The organism is Pseudoalteromonas sp. P1-11, from assembly GCF_001399995.1.
Lineage (GTDB): Bacteria > Pseudomonadota > Gammaproteobacteria > Enterobacterales > Alteromonadaceae > Pseudoalteromonas > Pseudoalteromonas atlantica.
The window spans coordinates 147,377-167,329 of record NZ_LJSP01000007.1 but is presented as its reverse complement, the minus strand read 5'-3'; the positions used below and the strand labels follow the sequence as shown (position 1 = coordinate 167,329).

General features: G+C 40.8%; 17 protein-coding genes. 4 read left to right on the top strand and 13 right to left on the bottom strand.

From position 1 onward, the window contains the following. The first annotated feature begins 688 nt into the window (after positions 1 to 688). The 3 genes from AN390_RS13835 to AN390_RS13825 are packed head-to-tail and all read left to right on the top strand — an operon-like array spanning position 689 to position 4,395. Positions 689 to 2,542, top strand: a complete 1,854-nt coding sequence (locus tag AN390_RS13835) for a CIA30 family protein (protein ID WP_055255126.1) — start codon at positions 689 to 691, stop codon at positions 2,540 to 2,542. A 27-nt stretch (positions 2,543 to 2,569) separates the two neighbouring features. Beyond that, the gene (locus tag AN390_RS13830; protein WP_055255124.1) at positions 2,570 to 3,610 is read left to right on the top strand and encodes a histidine kinase; all 1,041 of its coding nucleotides are present in this window, start codon (positions 2,570 to 2,572) and stop codon (positions 3,608 to 3,610) included. After that, a complete protein-coding gene (locus AN390_RS13825; protein ID WP_055255122.1) occupies positions 3,607 to 4,395 on the top strand; it encodes a LytTR family DNA-binding domain-containing protein in 789 nt (262 codons plus the stop codon). The genes AN390_RS13830 and AN390_RS13825 overlap by 4 nt, the downstream gene beginning before the upstream one ends. A 16-nt stretch (positions 4,396 to 4,411) precedes the next feature. Here AN390_RS13825 and AN390_RS13820 read toward each other — a convergent pair whose 3' ends face one another. Beyond that, the gene (locus AN390_RS13820) at positions 4,412 to 4,822 is read right to left on the bottom strand and encodes a hypothetical protein (protein ID WP_024032740.1); all 411 of its coding nucleotides are present in this window, start codon (positions 4,820 to 4,822) and stop codon (positions 4,412 to 4,414) included. 192 nt (positions 4,823 to 5,014) lie between these two features. On the opposite strand from AN390_RS13820, the gene uvrA reads away from it, so the two are divergent. Then, entirely contained in the window at positions 5,015 to 7,576 is a 2,562-nt protein-coding gene (uvrA, locus tag AN390_RS13815) for an excinuclease ABC subunit UvrA (RefSeq protein ID WP_055255120.1), read from the top strand. Here uvrA and AN390_RS13810 read toward each other — a convergent pair. The 12 genes from AN390_RS13810 to AN390_RS13755 form a co-directional block, all read right to left on the bottom strand. Next, on the bottom strand, positions 7,573 to 8,064 hold the full coding sequence (locus tag AN390_RS13810; protein WP_055255118.1) for a DUF2798 domain-containing protein: 492 nt from the start codon (positions 8,062 to 8,064) through the stop codon (positions 7,573 to 7,575). The genes uvrA and AN390_RS13810 overlap by 4 nt on opposite strands. Positions 8,065 to 8,213: 149 nt before the next feature. Next, positions 8,214 to 8,462 (bottom strand): DUF4282 domain-containing protein, encoded by a 249-nt coding sequence (locus tag AN390_RS13805; RefSeq protein WP_002960155.1) that lies wholly within the window; start codon positions 8,460 to 8,462, stop codon positions 8,214 to 8,216. A gap of 77 nt (positions 8,463 to 8,539) precedes the next feature. Next, on the bottom strand, positions 8,540 to 9,109 hold the full coding sequence (locus tag AN390_RS13800) for a hypothetical protein (RefSeq protein WP_055255111.1): 570 nt from the start codon (positions 9,107 to 9,109) through the stop codon (positions 8,540 to 8,542). Position 9,110: 1 nt separating this feature from the next. Beyond that, a complete protein-coding gene (locus AN390_RS13795) occupies positions 9,111 to 10,328 on the bottom strand; it encodes a murein transglycosylase domain-containing protein (protein WP_055255109.1) in 1,218 nt (405 codons plus the stop codon). 19 nt (positions 10,329 to 10,347) lie between these two features. Beyond that, positions 10,348 to 11,061 (bottom strand): hypothetical protein, encoded by a 714-nt coding sequence (locus AN390_RS13790; RefSeq protein ID WP_054981752.1) that lies wholly within the window; start codon positions 11,059 to 11,061, stop codon positions 10,348 to 10,350. Further along, complete coding sequence (locus AN390_RS13785) at positions 11,061 to 12,317, bottom strand: hypothetical protein (protein WP_236695103.1); 1,257 nt, start codon at positions 12,315 to 12,317, stop codon at positions 11,061 to 11,063. The genes AN390_RS13790 and AN390_RS13785 overlap by 1 nt, the downstream gene beginning before the upstream one ends. Before the next feature lie 48 nt (positions 12,318 to 12,365). Then, entirely contained in the window at positions 12,366 to 13,733 is a 1,368-nt protein-coding gene (locus tag AN390_RS13780; protein ID WP_055255106.1) for a hypothetical protein, read from the bottom strand. After that, positions 13,730 to 14,860 (bottom strand): hypothetical protein, encoded by a 1,131-nt coding sequence (locus AN390_RS13775; RefSeq protein ID WP_055255104.1) that lies wholly within the window; start codon positions 14,858 to 14,860, stop codon positions 13,730 to 13,732. The genes AN390_RS13780 and AN390_RS13775 overlap by 4 nt, the downstream gene beginning before the upstream one ends. A gap of 8 nt (positions 14,861 to 14,868) precedes the next feature. Continuing rightward, complete coding sequence (locus AN390_RS13770; RefSeq protein WP_055255102.1) at positions 14,869 to 15,771, bottom strand: LPP20 family lipoprotein; 903 nt, start codon at positions 15,769 to 15,771, stop codon at positions 14,869 to 14,871. Then, the gene (locus tag AN390_RS13765; RefSeq protein ID WP_055255099.1) at positions 15,771 to 16,493 is read right to left on the bottom strand and encodes a hypothetical protein; all 723 of its coding nucleotides are present in this window, start codon (positions 16,491 to 16,493) and stop codon (positions 15,771 to 15,773) included. Before AN390_RS13765 ends, AN390_RS13770 begins: the two co-directional genes overlap by 1 nt. Positions 16,494 to 16,771: 278 nt before the next feature. Next, a complete protein-coding gene (locus AN390_RS13760; RefSeq protein ID WP_029773721.1) occupies positions 16,772 to 17,392 on the bottom strand; it encodes a LysE family translocator in 621 nt (206 codons plus the stop codon). A gap of 68 nt (positions 17,393 to 17,460) precedes the next feature. Beyond that, positions 17,461 to 19,938, bottom strand: a complete 2,478-nt coding sequence (locus AN390_RS13755) for a prolyl oligopeptidase family serine peptidase (RefSeq protein ID WP_055255098.1) — start codon at positions 19,936 to 19,938, stop codon at positions 17,461 to 17,463. Positions 19,939 to 19,953 lie beyond the last annotated feature (15 nt).

Sequence of the window (19,953 nt, the reverse complement as noted above, 5' to 3'; positions counted from 1 at the left end):
TTGAAAAATGAGCTGATTTCTTATTCTCCGATACGCATAACATTTTAGTATTTATGCGACACGCAGTTTGTGTTGCATAATCGCTTGTTGGACTGAGGCGCTACCTGCTCGGTGTGTCAGAGTTGGTGTTGTTTATGCTATGGGAATTTGCTTTTTAGAGGCTCTAGCTAAATCAGCTAATTTAATAAGCTTACCTATTATAATTTAAGCTTCCCTGCATTGCTCAGCGTTTATTATCTATTCATTAAACCGAATGTTTAACCGTTAAGCAAGGATATTTTTCGCTCGCACAGTCGCGATTAGCCTGAGCAATTAAGCAGGTTAACTTATTGATTTTAAGCAGCTACCTAGCTGCTAACTCGTTCGCGCTATTTTATTTGCCACCACACTTAAATTATTCATCATACAAGTAAATGGCAAGATAAAAATTAACAGTGATGGATATAGATAAATCAAAGATGATGAAATGCGTAACCGCTTTAGACTGGCCGGTTATCGCTCATAACGGCCCTTTAAAAACTTAATTTAGTTAGCCCGAGTCCCCTACCACAACGCTTATTTACTTTTGTGTCGGTTCAACCTCTTATAATGTCGATTCAGATAAACATTAATGAAGCTGGTTAAAAAGCTCGCTAAATTCCTTATCAACAAAACGCCAAATACCTATTTATTGATAAGGAATATAGTCATGAACATTATTACAAAAACAGTTATAGCACTGAGTTTAGCAAGCCACTTTAGTGCGTATGCCATTGACCTGCGGGTCGACAACATTCGCTTATACCAAAGTAGCTCGCAAAGTTTTTCTGTGCCGAGTTCGCTGTATATTGATGATGGTAAAATAGTAAGTATTACTAAAGCGACTGACCCACTACAAAACGCAGATAAAACAATTAACGCCAACAACCAATATGCAATACCTGGTTTAATTGATTTACATGTACATTTGGGTTCATCGGGTAGTAACTTTACTGAGTTTCAGTATTTGCCGGTTCAATCGCACTTTAATTCTAATTTGTATTTAGGCGTAACTAATATTGTTGATTTGTTTTCGTTTGAGCAAACCCTAAACGAAGCCGCTCAATTAAAAGCAGCCCAACTAACCCCTAACCTTTTTTATGCGGGTACTTTGTTTACTAACCCTGGCGGGCATGGCACGCAGTTTGGCGGCCACGCATACGAAATTGCAAAAGATGAAGACATAGCAGCGCTGTGGCAAAAACATATAAGCACTAATCCACATGTAACTAAAGCGGTTATAGAAACCTTTGGCGGTGTGGGTAAATCGTTAACTGATAGCCAATTAAGCGAGCTAGGTAAGCGCTCTAAAGCGGCTAATTTACCGTATTTTGTGCATATTTCTACACTAAATGATGCTAAACGCGCTATTAAGGCCGGTGCAACGGCTTTAGCGCACGGTATTAATAGCGAAGCGATTGACGATGAATTTATTACGCTAATGAAACAGCATAATGTAACCTATATTCCTACCCTTGCGGTGTATCATAACCATAGCGATGAAAAGCATAACCATACTATTAGCTCACAAAGCGAGTTACTAAAAACCATTCCCGAAAAGCTTCAAGGGTGTTTGTTTGAAAACGTGCCTGCACCTTCAAAATGGAAAGAGCACGCGTGGGTAGAGCGTAAAACCGCTCATGCAAATATACAAAAGCTACATAAAGCTAATATTACTATAGGCACAGGCTCTGATGCCGGAAACCCTTACACGCTGCACGGTACTGGGTTACATAACGAGTTAGATGCACTTAAAAAAGCGGGCCTAACAAATGGTGAAATAATTAATGCAGCCACAGTTAACGGCGCAAAAGCGATTAATAAAGCCAAGAGCATTGGCAAGCTGGCTAATGGCTTTGAGGCAAGCTTTGTGCTGCTTAAGCAAAACCCGCTTGATGATATAAACCACATTCATACTATCTCAGAGGTTTACAAATCAGGTATACAAGTAGACCGCCCAGCACTTATTGCTCAAAACAAGGCCATTACACCACAAGGCCCTACCTGTAATGAAGAAGTTAAAAGCCGCCAAGCGCAGCATGTTATTGATGATTTTACCGGTGGTACACCATGGCAAACCTTGAGCGACTCGGTAATGGGTGGTCAGTCTGTGGCAACACTTACCACAAATAAAAACAGCTTAACTATTGATACAACCATTACAAAGCCAACCAGCTTTGGCGCATGGGCAGGCGCTGAAATAAAATTTACATCGCCGGCTGATGCCTCATCATTTAAAGGTATTCGACTAACTTATAAAGGTTCAAGCACGCCTTTTGCCTTGTCTGTTTATCATCGTGATGTAAAAGATTGGGATCACTTTAGTGTACTTTTAAAACCGCGCGATGAGTGGACAACGCTTGATATTCCTTTCACTACATTTAAACAATTTGGCTTTGGTAGCCCCGTTACGTGGTCGGCCACTCAATTAACTGGAGTAAACTTAATGTGGCGTAAAATGCCAGGCGCAAGCAATGAGCCATTAAAAAATACACTACAAATCAAAGAGCTAACTTACTTTTAAAAGAGTAGCGGTCAAAACACAAACTCTTTGGGTTTTGACTGTTTTTTGTTATGGTTTAATCAATTACAAAAAGAAGCACCTATTATGCTCAAACATCCTTTTTATAAATACAGCTTTTTTATTTTACTTGTTGTAGATATTGCTTATGCCCTTGGGCTCATAATTGCTAACTCTGCGCCCTTTACTGCGGGTAGTGCACTCGCTGCTACCGTGTGGTTTGTTACTTTTTACTGGGCTCCTGTTTGGAGTGCGGCAGCGGTTATTTTTTACCTGCGCAATAAACACATTAACAAAATAGCGTTTGAATGGTTAATAGCTGTTGTATTCATGGCACTTGGTAATGTGCTTACCGATATAGTACTCACACAGCTTTTTGATGGGCACAAATCGATGGGGGTGTTTGTTGTTTTTAACGGCTTACTTTGGGGCTCGTGTATTTACTTTACCAGTATTTTTATTGAAAACAAAAAACGCGCAACAGCCGAAAAACACGCGCTTAAACAAGCCCAACTTGCTACATTGCGCTACCAACTAAACCCACATTTTATGTTTAATAGCTTAAATACAATTTCGGCTTATATTCATACAAACCCCGATTTAGCCGATGAAGTACTGCATGAACTGGCTGACATTTTAAGGTACTCCCTCGACACGGCAGAGCAACAACAAATACCTTTACAGCAAGAGCTTACAATAATAGAAAAGTATCTAAATATTGAAAAAGCCCGCTTTGGCGATAAACTCAAAGTTAATTACCACATTCCCAATACGCTTAAAAACATATCGCTGCCCCCGCTACTTATTCAACCAATTATTGAAAACGCCATTAAACATAACGCCAAACAAACGTCGTTAATACTTAATATAACGCTTAGTGAGCTACCTAACGGCGTTAAAATACAAATTACCGATAACGGTAAGGGTTTTTCGAGCGATGTTATAAAACACGGCCATGGCAGTGGTGTAGGAATGAAAAACATACTAAAACGCGTTAAACAACTTGGTAAAGGTAAGGTACTACTGAGCAATAATAATGGTGCAGTGGTTACGTTGGAGCTAACACTATGAGCAGCAAAAACCAGCCAAATACAGTAACTAAAATGCGCGTATTATTTGCCGATGACGAGCTTCCCGCTCGCGAAAAATTAAGTCATCAATTGAGTTTAATGGAGCATGTTGAAGTAGTGGGTATGGCCACAAATGGCAAAGAGGCCATATCATTAATTAATGAGCTGACTCCGGATGTGGTATTACTTGATATACAAATGCCTGAAATTAACGGCTTAGAGCTTATTGATTTACTTAACTACCAGCCCATTATTATTTACACAACCGCGTATGACCAATTTGCGATTGAAGCTTTTGAGCACGCCTCAACTGACTACTTACTCAAACCTTTTCCTATTGCTCGATTAAAAAAAGCTCTCGCTAAAGCGCAGCAGCAACTAGAGCTACAGCGTGCCCACTGCCAAGTTAACAACCCAGAACACGAGCAAACCTTTACATTAACCAAAAACACCATAAATAAGCTCATTAGTAAAAACGGTGAGCGGATATTTTTACTCTCCCCAAGTGACATTAAATTTATTAAATCGGAGCAAGGCAATAGTTTGGCGTGGAATGGCGATACATTTCATCATTTAAGCGATACGCTCGATCAACTTGAGCATGCTTTAGCAGCACATAATTTTGTACGAATTCATCGAAGTTATTTGGTTAACGTTGACCACATTAAAGAAATACAGCGTTGGTTTAACGGTAAGCTAATGGTGATTGTAAATGACGAAATTAAATCTGAACTAAGCACCAGCAGAGCCGGTGCCGATAAACTAAAGCAATTGCTACATATTTAACTTATCTAAAAACATGTTACTGATCATTACTGGTATACACACTTAAAATAGGAAACGTATGCTCAGCAAACGATACCGTTACCGACTGTGTTTGATTGCCTTTAAAGCCTAATTTAAATTCACTTGGTGTTAGCCTGCTGCCATCTGCAAACAGCGCTAATACGTGTTCTTGATTAAGTTCACGCTTACCAGAGGCTAAATTAGTAAGGGTAATAACCGCCCAACGCTCTCCTATTTTGTTGCTCATAAGTACATAGTTTGCGATAGAAAAGTCAGACTTTTTAGGCGTTATATTATTATCGTTTGGAAACGACAAGTGCATGCTATTTGGTATGGCTCGGTCAACGTTTAGTACATTATTTTGCGCTGCACACACATTGGCGCAAAGTACCAATAAAAATAAAAAGCTAACTACAATTTTTGCCACAATTAAACGTCCTTTTAAATTTAGATGCGTGAATACTTGATTAAAATTTATACTCGTAGTTTTTACCTATTATGTAAACACTCTATTAAAAGCTTAGCAAACTAACTAAGCGCTCATTCAGTGACGCCCCATTAGTATTAATACTTTGCGGCACGTTAATAAACACATGGTTATTAAACAGGAGTAAATTACATGGCAACCACACCTAAAAATTCACATGAGGTTAGTAATGCGCAATCGGCTTTATTAAACCCTGAGCACAGCGTTCAAGTACGAGGCGCGCGTGTTCATAACTTAAAAAATGTGGATGTAAATTTGCCCCGTAATTCACTTGTTGTTTTTACTGGTATATCGGGCTCGGGTAAATCATCGCTCGCCTTTGGAACATTATTTGCCGAATCACAGCATCGTTATCTTGATTCGGTATCGCCTTATGCGCGCAGATTAATAGACCAAGTAGATGAGCCCGATGTAGATTCGATTGAAGGGCTGCCACCCGCGGTAGCATTACAACAACAGCGTGGAGCACCCTCGGTACGTTCATCGGTGGGTAGTGTAACCACTATTTCTAACGCGCTGCGAATGCTTTACTCACGCGCAGGCGAATACCCCAAAGGGCAAGGTATACTGTATGCCGATGCGTTTTCGGCTAACACGCCACAAGGTGCCTGCCCAGAGTGCCATGGTATTGGCCGTGTATTTAACGTAACCGAAGAGCTGTTAGTGCCCGACCCTACTAAATCAATTAAAGAGCGCGCCATTGCAGCATGGCCGCCGGCTTGGCAAGGTAAAAACCTAAGCCGCATTCTTACTTCTTTAGGTTACGATATTAATAAACCGTGGAATACCCTGCCTAAAAAAGCCCGTGATTGGATTTTGTTTACCGACGACACGCCCACAGTACCCGTGTTTCCCGAGTACACGCTTGAGCAAACCCAAGCGGCTATTAAAAATGAAGAAAGCCCCAGCTACATGGGTACATTTATAAGTGCTAAACGCTTTGTTTTACAATCATTTTCGAGCACTCAAAGCCCACGTACAAAAAAGCGCGTATCGCAGTATATGCAAATATCACAATGCCCGCAGTGCGAAGGAAAAAAACTTAAAAAAGAGTCGTTATCGGTTAAAGTAGCAGGCCTTGATATAGGCGAAATTTCGCAATTAACACTTGGCGAGCTGGCAGAAAAACTCAGCATTGCTGCCAATAACCCCGCTAAAAGTAACGCAGCCAACCCCGAAAAAGCCATTGTGGCAAAGCGCATCACAAGCGACATTATTAAACGCGTAGAAGCACTCACTAAACTTGGTTTAGGGTATTTATCGCTTGAGCGTACTACGCCATCGTTATCAGCTGGGGAATTACAACGCTTGCGGCTTGCAACGCAAATTCGCTCAAAATTATTTGGTGTTGTGTATGTGCTAGATGAACCTTCGGCAGGTTTACACCCAGCCGATACGCAAGCACTTTTAAGCGCCCTAGATGAGCTAATAGCGGCTGGTAACTCAGTATTTGTGGTGGAGCACGATACAAGTGTAATTCGCCACGCCGATTGGGTGGTTGATGTAGGGCCAAATGCGGGTTCGCATGGCGGTAATATTGTTTACAGCGGCCCAGTTGAAGGCTTAGAACAAGTGAGCAACTCACATACAAGTCAGCATCTTTTTAAGCATAACAATAACGCAAAGCCAAATCATCAAACACAACGTACGCCCACAGCCTGGCTTAAGCTAAGTGGTATTGAGCGCAACAATTTACACAACATCAGTGCCGAATTTCCGCTTGGGGTTATTACAAGTGTTACGGGGGTTTCTGGCTCAGGTAAATCAAGCTTAGTAAGCCAAGCCTTAGTCGAGCTTATTCAAGATGCTTTAGGACAAAAAACGCCGCCGCCAATGCCTACCGATGAAGCCGACTTGCTTGATCAAGAACTCCAAACACCAACCCATGGCAAAATTACCGAGGGCCTTGAGCATATAAAGCGCCTAATAACGGTTGATCAAAAAGCCATTGGTCGCACGCCTCGCTCAAACCTTGCTACTTACACTGGTTTGTTCGATCACGTACGTAAATTGTTTGCCAATACCAAAGAGGCAAAAGCGCGTAAATACGATGCAGGTCGTTTTTCGTTTAATGTGAAAAAAGGCCGTTGCGACAACTGCGAAGGCGTAGGCTTTGTAAGCGTGGAGCTGTTATTTTTACCTAGCGTGTATTCGCCTTGCCCTGTGTGTAACGCCAAGCGCTACAACCAAAAAACACTCGACATTACCTATAAAGATAAAACCATTGCCGATGTACTTAATTTAACGGTGGAGACAGCGCATACATTTTTTGCCGATGAACCCGCTATTTTACGTGCGTTAAATGCGCTCTTACAAGTAGGCCTTGGCTATTTACGTTTAGGCCAACCTGCTACTGAGCTTTCGGGCGGAGAGGCCCAGCGCATAAAGCTTGCCACAGAGCTGCAACGTGCGCAGCGCGGCGATACGCTGTATATTTTAGATGAACCAACCACCGGCCTACACCCAAAAGATGTAGCCATGTTAATGGCGCAGTTAAATGGCTTAGTTGATGCGGGCAACACCGTAATTATGGTTGAGCACGATATGCAAGTAGCCAGTAACAGCGATTGGGTTATTGATATTGGTCCAGGAACCGGCGACGAAGGCGGCTTAATTGTTGCTCAAGGTAAACCAGAAGATGTGGCTCAATCTGAGCATAGCCGCACGGCAACATTTTTAAAAAGCGCAATTTAGCTTTTTAAAAATCGCTCTAATTTAGGTTTTACGGTAACCGACATAACAAGCATTAATGTTAAACCAATGGGTAACACGGCTAATAACCCCTCTACCCACGCGGTATAAAATAAGCGCATATTGGCAAAACCTATATTGTTACTAGCGGTTACAAACGCCATTAGCGACTCCATGGTAAGCGCCATAAAAACACTAATCACTAAATTACGTTTTAGCTCACTTGCTTTTGGTAATAACTTAGCCACCAAGGTATTCATAAGGGCTGTCATTGCTAACCCCACAGGGGCCATAACCAACACCGCACTTAAAAACGAGGTAAACCAATCCATATAAAAATGCTCAGTTATACCTACATTTGTGTAAGTCATAATGCCTGTTAAGCTGCCGCCTACAAAAACAATAATACTTACCATCACCATTATTTTATAAGTGATCGGTGTTTTTTTAGGCTCTACGAGCGCAGAATTTACTAAAGTAGCCGTATTCATTAAACAGGTATTTCTCTTAAAATAGATGACAAAATCAACTATAGCAATTAATTGACAATGTCAACTACTTTCTTTTGGTTAATTGGGCCGCCAAAGATTAAAAGTAGTGATAACACTCAATGTCACCACTACTTTATGGGAATTTGAATTTATTCTGATTTATTAGCTATTTTTTGAAGATTTTCATGAATTTTAAATAGTACAATTAATAGCTCACACCAGATGCGCGCACCAATCGCCCCACCAACAATTATGGCCAAACCACTAATGAAACCACCACCATACTTAGCAAACATTGTTGTAACACCTGAGATCAAAGTGCCTATTAAAATTAACCAGTAAACAAATGTAATTATTTTTGGGGTTAACATTGAATCAAAAAAGAATATATCCTTCATTTCAGTCCTTTATAACTCCGTTTAAAAATACTAGTTTAGCGGAGTTAGAAACTAAACTAGTAATATAGAATTTTTTATTAGTTATTTAAATTTTCTAGCTCTTTTTCAAGTTCTTTCATCGCTTTTTGGGCTTTGAACTCTTCGTAAAGTGCTTCACGCGAACTAGGATCTAAACGCTTACCAGATTGAGCTACTAGGTTATTAAATGTTTCTTGTGTATTGCTCATTACAACGAATGTACAAAGCTGCTTTACACCGTCTAATTTCGCAAATGCCACTTCTTGTGGCACAGCACCTACAAGGCTTTGCTGTGCAACCTGTTTGCTTACTTGCTCAAAAGTACCGCCAACATTTAGCTCATCATTACTTTGTGCTTTACGTTGGTATAATTTATCCATAACACTTGCTTTAACTTGTATTTGCTGGGATAAATCGGCGCGTGCAGCCGCAATAGCTTGTGCTCTGTCGGTTGACATACTGCCTGACCAAGGTACGCATGATGATGAAGCTAATCCTTTATCAGACACAGGTAATAATACCCAGCTTGGCACTGAATCATTTTTTTCTAACGGCTCAGACTGTGTTTGTTCAGTGCTTGAACACGCACCTAATGCTAAAGCGGCTATAAGAGGTAATAACTTTTTCATTTTAAATTCCTTTCAATTGCTTTTGATAATAAGCGGTGCGTTTTACCACTTTTTGTAAGTAATTACGGGTTTCTTGTGCAGGTAACTTATTTACCATTAAGGCATAAACATTCTCTGATGACATTGCATTAGCTGCAATACTTGCCTGATTAAGTGATTTAGAGCCACTTACCGTTTTGGCTACGTTGCCAGGGCCAGTATTATAAGCGGCTATACTCATGTAAATTCTTGATTGCGCATTACGCACATTTTTAAAGTAACGATTGCTTAAAATATGCATGTAAGTACTACCTGCTTCTACGTTATTATCTGCCTGAAATAAGTATTCTGGACTAAGTAATAGCGGTTTCCCTTGCAAAAAGTTACTCACGTCTTTACCCGCTGATGTCGGGACAATTTGCATCAATCCAAAAGCAGGAATTGGGGAGCGAGCTAGTGGGTTAAAACTTGATTCCGTATGAATGATGGCTAATAACAATGCAGGCTCTATATTGTAGCGCTTTGCTTGTTGCTGAACTTCAGGTAAGTATCGTTTTGCTTGATTAGAGAGCGTATTAGCAGGCAGCTTATAGCTAATTGTTACTCTGTCTTTTTGCTTCGTTATTACAGGCGCCTTTGCAGAGAGTACCTCTTCTACAATCTCTGTAGAAAGTACTGTTTGCTTAGCTATTTTTTTAGGTTGAGTCGTTGTTGATGGCTTATTCCGCTCAATTTTACTATTTAAAGACTTACCCGTAGAAGTGAAGCTTTTATTATTAATGGTCTTATTAGCTGCAATATATACCGGATCCTTTGCAAGTGTTTTATCTACCGTGACTTGAGAAAGCTCATTTACTTGCTCCTTTGCATATTCAACAGCTTGCTCGTTGTTTTTGCTATTTAATAACTCAACCACCACTTCACCACTTTCAAAGTTTACACTGGTGCGTTTATTTAAGTCATCACTGTATTTGACCCATACTTTTGAGCTTGGCAGATTTGGGTCTTGCCACTTTGTAGTTACTTGTTTTAAATATGCATTTTGCGCATCACGCCAAGCAGTTACAAATGCTTCAAATTCTTGTTTTTGTTGTTGCTCAAAATGATTAAACTCACTCTGACGCTTTTTTAGAAAAGCCTCAAATTCAGCCTCATCATTCGTTTGAGCTATGCTGGTAAAACTCATTGTTAAATAAGCGAATACGCCTATTTTTAGAAGCATTTTAGCTTTTAAATGCATTTTTTATATCCCTATAAAATTAAAAGTAGCTACTTAGATCATCAGCAGGCAGATTATCAAAAGCAGTTTGAGCAGCTAAGTTTAAACGCTTACAGTCTATGCTATTGCATTGTCGGGTTAGCGAAATAACTTGTTTATAACGCCCATAAACAAACCAGGTTTGTGCAACTGACGCCTTAGCTTCATCGAGTTTTAACTCACTCGCTTTTAAATATTTATCGAGATAGCTTAAGCGTTGCTCTTCTGGTGATTGATTTGCAACTAATGCCACCGCATCAGACATCGTTGTAGGGTGATTCAATGCAACTTGTAATAAAGGGCGTAAGTTTGTTTTATCTTTTTGGCTACCTACTTGCCATGCTGCTCTAACAGCAAGCCCAGCTTCGTTAATATCGTGCGCAGCAGGTGTTACAACGCCAGTACAAGTTAACCAATCTTGCTGTTTTTCTTGCTTATAATCCGTAATTTCAGCGTCAATAAAGCTTACCGACTCTGGCAAAGTAATATTAAGTTTTTTAGCTAAAGTATTTTTTATAATACTGCGCTGTGGCAGGGTCAATGCATTTCGACATGCCTGCTCAAGCGCATTTTTTGCACTCGATTTTAACGCCATTACTCGGGCGTATTGACCATTAGCCTGACTTTTAAAAAAAGCAGTTTGCTGTTCAATTGTTTGCTCTGAGTCAAAGGTGGCCGAAGCCACCAACGTAAGCGCTAAAATAGGTGTTAGCATTAAAGTTCCTTTTCGCTCGCTACTTTACCTGATGCACCCTGAGGATTAGCCGCTTTTTCATTTAACCCACCATGAGCTTTAATTTTATGACCATAGCGACTGACGCCGTTTACTGTTTGTCCATTATTACCGGCCATTTCTTTTGCAGCTTGGCGAGCAGTGGCCTCCAGACTTGGCGCGTAAACCGCAACACTGTACTGCCAAAAACCATCATCACTTGCAAAGCTTTTAACACTCACACCCGGTGGTAACTTACCTTTTGCTACAGTTGAGTATTCATCTGATGTTTTTAATTGATTTAAAAAAGTACTGCGGTCTTCTTCAAGAATTTTTACTTGCTGTGGATCATTTAAATATGGGTCTTCGTATTCAAACTGCTTTGTGCCTTCCATTTGCTTTTCGTCAAAGCTACCTTGCCAATACACTTGTTCACCTTGAATGGTAGCAAGCAACGCTGAACGGGCGCGCGTTTGTGATTGCGATTTAGCAACGCCTTTAAGCTTACGAGCAACATTGCTGTTTCTATTTTGACGTGCAATTGCAGAGCCATAACCTAATATGATGACTTCACCCGTGTCTGCATTAGTTAGTACTTTAGCGCCTACAGGTGGTAAAACACCACTTTTAACATCACTGATTACTTGTTGAAAAATTACATTTGGTTCAGTAGTTACCGCTACGGCTCCACGATTACCTTTAATTTGAGCACGTGTTTTAGGCGTTGAAATTAAGCTTACACGCACACCTTTATCATCAACGTTGTCGTAAACGTCATAAGTAACAAAGCCCGCAAGCGAACCTGATACAGACTCTTTACACGCCTCCATCATATTAGTTTGTTCGTTTGCCGTCCCCTCAACGCCCGTATCAATAACATCCATTCTTGCAGACACTACATTGCTACATTGATGTTCAACACCTTTCATATTTTCAATTAATTGTTTTTTCGCAATTAAATAAGCTTGATTATAAGCCCCGCGTTTAGAAAGTAACGATGCATTCATATTGTCGTAAGTGTTATAGCTAGCGCTACCGATTGATAAAATACCGGTACCACTGCCAACCTGAATCATTTTTATGCCATCTTCGTTATCATCAATTAGTGCCTGATGAGCAACAGCAACTGCAACATTTGTATCTTTTGCAACCACTACATCGCCAGAAACTTGTGCTTGATCAGCACCCGCTACTTGCGCGCCAGGACGAGCAGGTATCATGTCTGTTAGACTAAACTCTTCAGCTGCGATCGCAGGCATAGCTAAAACCATTGCTAATGTTAATATTTTAAATTTCATCATCTATCCTTATTTGTACCTGAGTGTAAAATCGTCTTCGACTGTAATTTTTGAAAGGTTTTTTGCTGTTATTGTCATTAATGCTTGATCGAGCGCATTAGCAAGCTCACCGGTATTACCTTTAAACCTAAGGCTGGCTACAGTATATTTTTGTTGTTTGTGTATAGATACGTCGCTTACGCCACCTAATGTACTTAATACATCATGCAGTTTTTCTGGTTGGGTTAACTTATTACTTGGCAACATGACTTCACGAACTAAGCCCCCTCTTGCAACAACTTGAGTAAAGGCATTATTAAGCGTGTTATGAAGTGCTTTTGATTGTGACTCACTCGCCAAATGTACAGCCATTAAGTCTTTTTCAACGTATGGGCCTTTAGGCAATGACATAAATGAAGGGTCGTTTTTCCATTGACCATAAATATTTCCAGCTAAATCTCTAACGTCAGCAGTTAAATAAAGCTGCCTGTTGTTCCCTCGGCTAATCACTGTGGACTTTGCATAAATAGCTAAACTAGCCGCGTTACCAACTTCAATGCCCTGCTCGTTTAGCCAAACTTTAAGCTCTGTTTTTAATGGCTCCGGTGCAATAATTTGCACTCTAGGCGAGCCTATCATGCTCATTAATTTAGATGCTTTTTGAATGAGAGGTGCTTTTTCTACCACAGCCATAATAGTAACTTCTACCCCCCCATTTTTGAGCTCTTTGGTTTGCAGTGTTTGCCACTCTTTAACAAGCCCTTCGCTATGGCTCGAAAGCTGTTGCCCTATCAGCTCTTGCATATTTGTTGACTCGTTACCCTCAACAATACTCATACTCGTGCTTGAAGATTGGGTATGTTGCTGAGTAAGCCACACACCTACAACTTGTGATACAGCACGTTGTAAAGCATCTTGCTCAGCTATAGTTAGTGCAGTTTTACCTTCTTTTTCCCAGCCTTGACCTATTACTGTAACACTAATATTTTGCGTGGTTTGCTGCCAGTTTTGCTGTTGCGGCTCACCTGTCTCTTGCGGGTTAAGGCTTACAGTCATGCACGTGTCGTTACCGCTTAGTGTAGGTGCTGAGTAATTTAAAGGAACAGCGCCTGCACTCAACCCTTCCATCATCGTAGTGCGTTGCTGCTCATATAAGCTGGCTGCATCATCATCTAAACTGGTTGTTAAATGTTGCTGTGCACCTTGTGTTGTTAGGCTTTTATTACCTTTAATAAAACTGATTAGCTCGGCACTTGCCTGAGCTTTTGCACCAGAAATAGCCGTGCTACCTCGACCATAAGCACACGCCTGTGTTTGCAGTGTGCCATCAGCCAAGACATCAACCTGGGCTTGTGCACTTAAAGAACACAAAGCTAATAGGCCAAGCTTTTTGATCATGTCCTATTCTCCAAAAAGTCTGCAGGCGTGCCTACCGATACAGCAAATATTTTTGCACCATTTGATGGACGGTAAATTCCATTTTCAGCTTTATTTTTTACATCATCAGCTGCATCAGAGTCTTTCCAACGAATAATTTCACCATTAGCGCTACTACGCGAAGGGTTTACATTTGCAACTCCAAGTGGCTCAACAAATCCAGCCTCATAGCTAAAAATGATCATTGTTTCGTTAGGCAGCACACCTGCATTTTGGCCTCTGTCTAAGCTAATTTTGTTACCTTTAATACCTAACACTTGTGCTGTTGCTGGCATTTCACTCAACATACGAGTAAGTAAAATATCAATACCACGCGATCCCATGTCACTAAGTACTGCATTTACATGAGCACTTTGATCAAAGTGGAAACCCGCTGCATAGCGTCCGCTTACTGTTGTAAATTTTAACTCTGAGCGATCACGTACATCTTCCGATTTAACACGAATCTTTCCTAAATTGGGGTGCGATAGCTTTTCACGTGTTTGTGGGTTTATAACGCCGGTTGTCAGCTCTAATGTGTAGTCGGCCCAATCTGTGATCGCCCCTTCAGTTTTTAGCGTTCTCAGTGAATCAATTTTCACGACAAAATCGGGAATTAATGCTTTATCTTCAGCGCGTTTAGCCGCTATTGCTACACCTTGTTGTTGTAAAATTAATTGTTGTTCTTTTGAAATAGCATCATCGTCACGCGTAACGATTCTAAAGCGATTAATACCAGCAAATTGATTTTCGAGCATCAGTAATAAATTTTGATTATCAAACTCACGCATTGCATCAACACCAATACCACTTCCGCTTACACCTGCTAAGTCAAAATACATACGTACAATAGGCTTTTTGAGTGGGCAACTATCGGTTTCACTATTGATATCGAAGGTACAACGCTCTAAACCTTGAGTATCAAAATAGGCCGGCATTGCAATATCGGCATCTTTAAATACATAAGCACTTTTAGCGATTACTGTATTCGAAGCGTTGTTGCTTACTGTACCAGATTGAGTCGTGCTTCCCTGTTTTGGGGTTGTGTTACAACCAGCCAATAAGGCAATAGTTAGTGCAGAAAGAGTTAAATTTTTGACTAATTTCATTGCTATTCCTAATTATCAAACAGCCACTGACTTGCAGGCGCTTTAATTTGTTTTACTAAGTTATTAATCGCGTTTTGTTTTGCGATTTCTTGAGTGCTGGCACTTTCTTGTGCGGATATATCGTGCTGTAACAGCACTTTAAATGGGCTCACGCTTCGAGTAAGTACAATGGTTAGATTTGCTTTAGCGAGGAAGGCATTATCGCTTTGAGCATACTGCCATCGTAATTGTGGCCGCACCCATAAGCGAGTTGAACCACTATGCGGTAATGCATCATTTAGAGCAGACTTTATTTGGTTAATGTTATTAGCGCCTATCACATCGCAAGCGACAGCGCCTAACCCTATTGATTGTTCATTTAATAACTTATTTAAAGTTTGTTTTATAAATGGCTTAGAGCCAGATAGGAGTTCTAACAAAGCTACTTTTTTTGAGGCAAGATTAAGCTCTCCACTTTTTTGAAGAGCCCATATAAATCGCTGTTCTGCATTTTTTTTGGGGATGTCCAAACGCTCTAGTCCCTCTAAATCAGATTTAAGATTAGCGATTAAAGTCGTTTTTTTTATGCCCACTTTTAAAGCAAATAAATTATTTTGGTTAATCGAATTAAGCTCTTCAAGCCCCGTTAATGTAATCGGTAAACTTGTTAGGCTCGTTGTTTGTTCAAAATAGTTATTTACTCGATTATTTTGCTTTTTTAGCGTTTGTAATTGCTGTGTATTTACATCAACGCTTAATTGAGTAGTAATGTCGGCTAAAGCCGCTTGCTTTGCGGCTAAGCGACTTTCACCAATACCGACTGCAGTTATGTATTCATCACTCTTATGTGATTTGGTTACCCAGTCAGGCCAACTTTGAGCAGAACAATTAAAAACACAGGCTACTAAAAAAGCAAAAATGCTTGTTTTCATTAGCCTTTCGCTTCTTGCTCAAGCTGAAGCTCATTTATAGCTGTGATCGTTGCTTGTTCAAGTTCAATAATTTCGTTTGCTTCAAGTGCTAATGCAAGCTGATCTTTTGCTTTAACAAGTGCAGTGCCTATATCTTTTGGATTTTCTTCTTTTTCGGCGTTTTCTTCGTCACTTGATAACCAAGAGCTAACTACATCACCTCCCATTCGCAAAGCTGTAACTTTAGCTATTGCAGTACTGTGCTGGCTCAAAATATAAGCAGACTTAGCTATTTCAATTGTTAAGTCTGTCGCAAGCTCAACGTTTTGTTGGTAAATACCTTCATTTGCTAAATTATAAGCCGCAATTTTATGACCAATTTCTTCGTCTTTATTTTTAGCCCCTGCGTCAAATTCAACAATGGCAGCTTGTAATTGTTCAGGTGTAGAATTCTGATGAGCATATAAAAATGCTTGCACATCTCGATAGTTATCAGTTTGAGTACGATACTCGGCCATAACCTTGCGTTGACGCTCTAAAATAATGGCGGACATATTTAAAAACTCATCTATCCCTGGTTGCACTTCAACAGGGTGAAAATAGCCTAGAGTGTCCATACGAGTTGTTAATTCTGCGACGGCTGCATTTCTGTCTAAATTAGCAGATGTACTTGTATCTGTTGTCGATACACAACCGGCGAAAAGGGGGGCGAAGATAATGGCAGATAAGATAGCTTTTTTCATTAGGTTATTTCCCTATACTTATAAAAACACAAGAAAGCACAAAGCTAAGCTATTGACTTGGTTCATTCTTCCTTGAACATTTAATTAGAATTACCGAATTTATGAAAAAATGCAACTCTACAAATTAAGAACTTTTTATTTACTTACCTTTCATTTTATTACAAATGTAACGCTGGCAAGGCGTTCAGCCAACATTCATACTTTTATCTCATTTTATAAAAACTTTAAATTTTTTACTTAATAGCATCAACAGGCTTAGACTTAGTATAAATAGTAATCTAGCCTCCTAATGCCAGCCATATGCCTACTAGCACCATAAGGCTGCCTGCAATTCGGTTCATCCATTTTATATTATCACCACGGCTTAAAAATAAACGTAGGCTTTTACCGCCTGTGGCGTAAGCTAACATGCAAATAAACTCGCTTATCATAATAACTAAAACAAGCACTAACAGTTGCGGGGCGAGTGCGTGCTCAACGCTAATAAATGGCGGTAGTAAAGAGATCATAAACGCCCAGCCTTTTGGGTTAGCAATGGCAGTCACAAAGCCTTGCGTAAATAGCGACTGGCGGCTTACATCACTTGGGCTATGTGTATCAATCGACATCTTACCTTTTGCGCGCCACATATTTATACCTATATAAATTAAGTATGCACCGCCTACCCATTTTAAAATATCGAACGCATTAGGGTAATTTAGCATTACGCTTGCAACACCTAATACCGCAGCAATAGCAACACTTGCCACCCCTAACAGCTCACCTATCATCATCCATAATGTGCGCCTTACACCTATGCTCATACCTAATGTCATGGCAAGGGTCATACACATACCCGGTGTGATAGATACAAAAAAAAAGGTAGGAATAAAAACGGCAAGCGCTGCAACATCAATCATTTTTTCTCTCTATATTAAAAGCAAAAAACGCGGCTAAAGTAGCCGCGCTATTGGTTACCTATTATCTACTATTGTTCAGCAATCGGTATTGGCTCTGCTACTTGCTCAGTAGTAACATTTACCGGCTCTTCAACAGAATCACTTAATAAGTACTTATCTAGCCACTGCTCTTGCTCCCACAGTACATGCAATAAGCTTTTACGTGCGCGGTAGCCATGCGCCTCGTAAGGGAGCATTACTAAGCGAGCATCTTTACCTAAGCCTTTTAGGGCGGCGTACATGCGCTCACTTTGCATTGGGAAAGTTCCAGAATTAGGATCTTCTTGACCGTGGATCATTAGCATTGGCTCGTCAATTTTTTCAGCATGGAAAAACGGCGACATGTTAGCGTACACACTTTGTGCCTGCCAAAAATCACGCTCTTCACCCTGAAAACCAAACGGCGTTAAGGTACGGTTGTAAGCACCACTGCGAGCAATACCGGTTTTAAATAAATCACTATGCGCTAATAGGTTTGCCACCATAAATGCACCGTACGAGTGCCCTGCTATAGCAATGTTGTTTTTATCGGCAATGCCTTTTTTAACCAGCACATCAACCGCAGCTTTCGCACTTGAAACTAGCTGCTTTCTAAAGTTATCGTTTGGCTCGCTGCCATCAATACCTACAATAGGCATTTTAGGGTCGTCAAATACCGCAATACCTTTAGCAAGGTAAGGCATAGGGCCCCAATAACCAATGTAAGTAAATTCGTATGGCGATTCGCGCACTTGTGATGCTACGGCTTTATCTTTGTATTCAAGTGGGTACGCCCACATAAGTACGGGTAACGGGCCTTGAGTTACATCGTAACCTGGTGGTAAATAAAGCGTGCCCGAAAGCTCAACCCCGTCATCGCGTTTATAACGTAACTGCTCTTTTGTAACCCCTTTAAATGCTGGGTACGGATGAGCAAAATTAGTAAGCTGCGTAAGAGTATCGTTATCTAAATCACGAATAAAAAAGTTAGGTTGCTCGGTTTTAGACTCTCGCACAGTTATAAAGCGCTCGCCTTCGTCGTCAAGCAGTGCACGAACACGCTCGTAGTATGGCGCTTGTGATTGCCATAAACGCTTGCTGCTATTCGTTTTTACATCGTACTGGTCTAAAAACGGAATATTACCTTGCTCAGACGCGCCGTTACCGCGCAGATACATATAACGCCCGCCAACAATTTTAATAACGTTGGCGCCTAAATCGTTACGCTCGTATATAAAGCTACCTGGGTTTTTATACGCATCGTTATAGCTTCGCTCAGAAAAAAGCACACGGTTTTTATCTGCATTGCGTGGCTGAATAACATACGTGCGCACTTGGCGGTCGCTAAAGCGCCAGTCGCTAAGCATGGCAATATTTTGATTACCCCAAACTATACCAGCATAGCGGCGCTCTACTTTAGCAAACAGTTTAGGCTCGCGTTTAAACGGCGCGCGTAGGCTGTAAATATAATCATGGTGCTTAACATCGGTTTTCATGTCGCCGCCATCTTGCGCTTCGGCCCAAATAACTTCTGCGCCTTGATCCGCGCGCCATTCAAAATCTCGGCGGCCAGTGCGAACACTGTCATAGCCTTGTGGAATGTTATCGGCAAGCGGTTGTTTTACAAGTTCGGCTAATGCGTAACCGCGCATTCCCCATATTTGCCAAGTGCTGGCAAAACGGCTGTACGGTACTTGATACGAAAACGGCTCGTTTGTCGCAGCAACTAAAATATTGGTTGAATCTGGCGATACCGAAAACGATTTAAATAATGCAGGGCTGCCAATGGCTTGTGTATTGCCATCAAGCGTTACGTAAGCTAATTGCCCTTGGCCGTAAAATTTAAACTGTGCTTCGTCAAACGGGCTGGTTAATAAGTTTTGATAGGTACGCGCTGGGGCTTTTTCGCCTGTGCTTTGTTGTATTACAGGCACTACATTTTGACTGCTGTTTTTTAACGCGGGTTTACCTATATTAACCGCTAAATTTGCAACCAGTGCGCTGCTATCGGGCAGCCATTGGTAAGGCGTAGCGGTAATAACTGAGTTAAGCGCTGCATTTGAGAGCATTTTTGCTTGCTTTGTCTCTACACTATAAAGCCATAAATTTGCTTGGTTTTGTTGCTCTACAACAAATGCTAAATATTTACTGTTAGATGACCATTTAGGCGAGCGAATAATACCGTTTGGTAAATTATTAATATTAATAACGGTGCCGCTTTGCACATGCTTAAGCTCAAGCGCGCTGTATTTAGCGCTAACACGCGAACGCGAAAAGTTAGCAGGGTTAAGCTTTATACCCGCAAGTTTAAGCTCATCTTTAGCAAGCTCGTCAAGCGTCTCTACGCGCTTACGCTCAAATAAAGCAAGCCATTGGCCATCGCTCGATAAAAAACTAGTGGGTGCTAATTTGGCATCTACCACAGCGGCTAGCTCAGGCGAAGGTGTTTGATAACCTTGCTCAGCATAGCTGTTTGACATTATTACAACACAACAAATAAAGGCAACTAACAGCCTAAATGCGTTCATGTTTTTATCCTTTTG

Bases quoted from the DNA above. Each gene is read 5' to 3' on its own strand.
- AN390_RS13835 (WP_055255126.1), top strand. From the start codon at position 689: ATGAACATTATTACAAAAACAGTTATAGCACTGAGTTTAGCAAGCCAC.
- AN390_RS13825 (WP_055255122.1), top strand. From the start codon at position 3,607: ATGAGCAGCAAAAACCAGCCAAATACAGTAACTAAAATGCGCGTATTA.
- uvrA (WP_055255120.1), top strand. From the start codon at position 5,015: ATGGCAACCACACCTAAAAATTCACATGAGGTTAGTAATGCGCAATCG.
- AN390_RS13810 (WP_055255118.1), bottom strand. From the start codon at position 8,064: ATGAATACGGCTACTTTAGTAAATTCTGCGCTCGTAGAGCCTAAAAAA.
- AN390_RS13805 (WP_002960155.1), bottom strand. From the start codon at position 8,462: ATGAAGGATATATTCTTTTTTGATTCAATGTTAACCCCAAAAATAATT.
- AN390_RS13800 (WP_055255111.1), bottom strand. From the start codon at position 9,109: ATGAAAAAGTTATTACCTCTTATAGCCGCTTTAGCATTAGGTGCGTGT.
- AN390_RS13795 (WP_055255109.1), bottom strand. From the start codon at position 10,328: ATGCATTTAAAAGCTAAAATGCTTCTAAAAATAGGCGTATTCGCTTAT.
- AN390_RS13790 (WP_054981752.1), bottom strand. From the start codon at position 11,061: ATGCTAACACCTATTTTAGCGCTTACGTTGGTGGCTTCGGCCACCTTT.
- AN390_RS13785 (WP_236695103.1), bottom strand. From the start codon at position 12,317: ATGCCTGCGATCGCAGCTGAAGAGTTTAGTCTAACAGACATGATACCT.
- AN390_RS13780 (WP_055255106.1), bottom strand. From the start codon at position 13,733: ATGATCAAAAAGCTTGGCCTATTAGCTTTGTGTTCTTTAAGTGCACAA.
- AN390_RS13775 (WP_055255104.1), bottom strand. From the start codon at position 14,860: ATGAAATTAGTCAAAAATTTAACTCTTTCTGCACTAACTATTGCCTTA.
- AN390_RS13770 (WP_055255102.1), bottom strand. From the start codon at position 15,771: ATGAAAACAAGCATTTTTGCTTTTTTAGTAGCCTGTGTTTTTAATTGT.
- AN390_RS13765 (WP_055255099.1), bottom strand. From the start codon at position 16,493: ATGAAAAAAGCTATCTTATCTGCCATTATCTTCGCCCCCCTTTTCGCC.
- AN390_RS13760 (WP_029773721.1), bottom strand. From the start codon at position 17,392: ATGATTGATGTTGCAGCGCTTGCCGTTTTTATTCCTACCTTTTTTTTT.
- AN390_RS13755 (WP_055255098.1), bottom strand. From the start codon at position 19,938: ATGAACGCATTTAGGCTGTTAGTTGCCTTTATTTGTTGTGTTGTAATA.